4 protein-coding genes are annotated in these 3,772 nt (G+C 67.6%); all 4 read left to right on the forward strand.

Features of this window, described 5'->3' with window-relative positions; all coding sequences use genetic code 11:
- Positions 1-299: 299 nt before the first annotated feature.
- Entirely contained in the window at positions 300-1,331 is a 1,032-nt protein-coding gene (locus tag ACWDMM_RS31700; protein ID WP_449941106.1) for a pentapeptide repeat-containing protein, read from the forward strand.
- Complete coding sequence (locus tag ACWDMM_RS31705) at positions 1,250-1,642, forward strand: pentapeptide repeat-containing protein (protein WP_449941109.1); 393 nt, start codon at positions 1,250-1,252, stop codon at positions 1,640-1,642. The genes ACWDMM_RS31700 and ACWDMM_RS31705 overlap by 82 nt, the downstream gene beginning before the upstream one ends.
- 101 nt (positions 1,643-1,743) lie before the next feature.
- Positions 1,744-2,208: a hypothetical protein gene (locus ACWDMM_RS31710; RefSeq protein ID WP_449941112.1), complete on the forward strand. Its 465-nt coding sequence runs from the start codon at positions 1,744-1,746 to the stop codon at positions 2,206-2,208.
- Positions 2,209-2,345: 137 nt separating this feature from the next.
- Positions 2,346-3,772: tetratricopeptide repeat protein (locus ACWDMM_RS31715; RefSeq protein ID WP_449941115.1), on the forward strand; the 1,427-nt coding region annotated here is incomplete at its 3' end.

Here is a 3,772-nt window from a genome sequence, read left to right on the forward strand (position 1 = left end):
GAGTCGGACACGACCTGCTGTGGGCCAACCCCGAGCAGATCATTCCCCGCTACCTCACCTTCGTCGGCAACCACGACCAGATCCACGCCTGACCCGTACCCACCCGGACTACGCGCCCCTCGCCGCTTACGTCACCTGGCAGTACGAGAACACCGCCACTTACCGCTGCGAGTCACAATGATGGTGCGGCGGATTATTGGGTGGTAGGACGTCGTATCGCGCAGAATCGTGCGATGGCCGGGAGGGTGAGCGTGGTTCGCGCACAGGCACGTAGGAAGTTCGCCGGGCTGCGGAGGCGATTGAACAGGGGTTCCCGGGCGGCGATCGGGCGACGCGCGGCCCGGATCGGGTTGCTGTCCGCAGTCCTGTTCGCCTTGGCCGCCGGGCTCGGTGTAGCAACCACAGCGTACGGGGTGCTGCGCTGGATCACCCCGCCCGACGCGAGCAAGGGCGCCGCAGAGATCGATGTCATCCGCGTTGCGCTGACCGTCGTCGCCGGAGTCGGCGGTGTCGTGGCACTCGTGATCGCCTACCGGCGACAACGCGACCTCGAACAATCCAGGTTCGTCGAGCGCTTCGGCGCTGCGGCCGCTCAGCTCGGCGCGATCGATGTCGCGGTCCGGATCGCCGGGGTGTACGCGATGGCTGGCGTTGCCGACGAATCCGAAGGTCTGCGTCGCCAGCAATGCATCGACGTGCTGTGCGGATATTTGCGTTTGCCCTACGACGCCGACCACGGAGCCAGCGGGCGAACGAAATTCGTGGTCAAGGCCCCCCGGTTCGAGCGCGGGCGGGTGCGGGGAGAGACCGAGGAACACATCGAATACCGGCAGAACGACCGCGAAGTCCGCGCCACCATCGTCCGCGTTATCGCTGACCACCTCCGCCCCACAGCCGAATACAGCTGGTCGACAAGCGACTTCGACTTCCGAACAGCACATCTCGAGAACGTCGACCTCAACAAGGTGACATTCTCGGGCGCTGCCCGCTTCGACCGGGCGACCTTCTCCGGCGAGGCCTGGTTCCGCGACGCGACCTTCTCCGGCGCTGCCGATTTCGAGCAGGCGACCTTCTCCGGCCCCGCCGGGTTCGAGCAGGCGACCTTCTCCGGCCCCGCCGATTTCGAGCAGGCGACCTTCTCCGACGTCGCCGATTTCGACCGGGCGACCTTCTCCGGCAACGCCTGGTTCCGCGACGCGACCTTCCTCGGATGGGCCTTGTTCGGCGGCGCGACCTTCTCCGGCCAGGCATGGTTCGACGGGCGACCTTCTCCGACGCCGCCGCGTTCGGCGAAGCGACCTTCTGCGACGCCGCCGGGTTCCGCGATGTGACCTTCTCCGGCACCGCCGCGTTCGGCGATGTGACCTTCTCCGGCACCGCCGGGTTCCGTGGCGTGACCTTCTCCGGCTTCGCCGGGTTCGACGGGACGACCTTCTCCGGCTTCGCCGGGTTCGACGGGAGGGCCTTCTCCGGCCCCACCACGTTCGTGCAGGTGGATTTCGGTACCGAGACCATCTCTTTTGTCAGCCCGAAGCAGTGGGGCCCTCCGGCACCAGCGTTCGACTGGGACCAGGATGTCAGCCAGAAACCCGCCAACGTCGAGCCGCAGGACTGGCCGCCTGCCTTGGCGGCGACCTCGTAAGACCCTCGGCGAAGTGTTCGAGAATCGACCGTTTTCCGAACACAGGCGGGCGTGGACGTCGTATAGGCGCGCGGCGGGGAAACAGGTGGGAGGATCGGGATATGGATCCGGTGACGGCAGTGGTGGTTTCGGCGATCGCGGCGGGCGCGGTAGCGGGGGTGGGCGATACCGCGACCCAGGTGGTCAAGGACGCCTATGCGGGGTTGAAGAGTCTGCTCTCGCGCAAGTACGCCGAGGTCGATGTCTCCGCGGTGGAGAAGAAGCCGGACTCGCAGCCGAAGAAGGACTCCCTGGCCGAGGACCTCGACGACGCAGGCGCCGGAAGCGATCCGGAACTCGGCCAGGCCGCGGCCGCCGTGTTGGAGGCAGTGCGTGAGCACGCCCCGCAGGTGGTGGTCGGTATGGACATCGACAACCTGGTCGCCGAGGCGCTGAAGGTCACCGATATCGCCTCCACCGGTGACGGGGTGCGGGTCCGCAACAGCAGGATCAGCGGCACTGCGGAGTTCTCCCGGGTGCGGGCGGGGTTCGCGGAGTCGCCGGACCCCACCACGGCGCGGGACTGAACCCCGGCACTCCCGCGCCAACCCCCGCCGCCACGCGCAAGGGCGGGACGAGTTTCGCCGCCACCGGGAGCAACTTCCACGGCCCCGTCTACGTCGGCGCCCCCGCCTCGACGCCGCCGCGGTCGATGCGGGGGTTGGTGCGGGTCTACGGGATCGAGGACTTGCCCACGATCACCGATCTCGACCCGTACCTGTTGGGGGCGACGAGTTCGGTGTTCGGCCGTGCCGGTGAGTACGGGCTGCGGGACGGCTACCTGCCCCGTACCGCCCACGACGTCGACACCCGCCTGGCCGAAGCCCTCGCCGGCGGGCGGTTGGTGGTCGTGGTGGGGCCGTCGAAGGCGGGCAAGACCCGCACTCTGTTCGAGGCCGTACACGCCCACGATCCCGCCGCGCGGGTGGTGTGGCCGGCCGCCGACGCGGTCGGGGAACTGATCGTCCATCCACGGATCGCCGAAAGCACCGACTCGCTGGTGGTGTGGCTGGATGACCTACACGAATATCTCAGCGGCACAGCGGGGCTGACCCCAGCGGTGCTGGCCAGGTTGTTCGCCAGGCGTGGGCCGACGGTGGTGGTAGCGACGTTGCGTTCGGAGATGCGTGCTCAGTTGCGTGGCGGTGGTGAACTGCGACAGGACACCCGGATGCTGCTCGAGCAGGCGGTCACCGTCGATCTGGCCTCTACGGCCGAGGACCTCGACGAACGCGCGGCGGCTGACCGGGCCTACCCCGGATACGCCAGCGATCGGTACGGGCTCGGGGAGGGACTGGCGGGTGCGCCGGAGCTGCTGGCCCGCTACGACGACGCCCGAGCGGCCGATCCCGAGTTGTATGCGGTGATCGCGGTTGCGATCGACTGGTCGCGTATCGGGCGCACCGACCTCATCCCGGAACCTGTCCTCACCGACATCACCCTGCGGGAACTACGGACATCGCATCCTCACCTGGAGGCCACCACCGCCGGTGTGCACGCCGCGATTCACACCGCACGCACGCCGCCACCCGGTGCCGGGCGCACCGCCGCGCTGCACACCGCCTTCCTCGGTGACGATGTTCGCGGCTACCGAGCCTTCGACTACCTCGCCGCCGCTGACGACGGACAAGCCAACCGTGCACCGCGCCCTATACCCGATACTTACTGGCACGACAACACTCTCGACTGCGACGCTGGCACCCTACTCGTCGTTGGTGTCGCTGCGTACGACCGCGGCAACGTACCCACCGCGACCGCTCTGTTTCGCAAAGCCGCCGAAGCCGGGAACCGCGATGCGATGAGCAACCTCGGCGTCCTGCTCAAACAGCGTGGTGATATAGATGAGGCCGAGCTCTGGTACCGCAAGGCGGTCGAAGCCGGGAACCCCGGCGCGCTGTTCAACCTTGGCAACCTGCTCAAACAGCGTGGTGATATAGATGAGGCCGAGCTCTGGTACCGCAGGGCAGTCGAAGCCGGGAACCGCGATGCGATGAGCAACCTTGGCAACCTGCTCAAACAGCGTGGTGATATAGATGAGGCCGAGCTCTGGTACCGCAGGGCAGTCGAAGCCGGGAACCGCGATGCGATGAA

The sequence above is a fragment of the Nocardia sp. NPDC003726 genome (genome assembly GCF_053586955.1).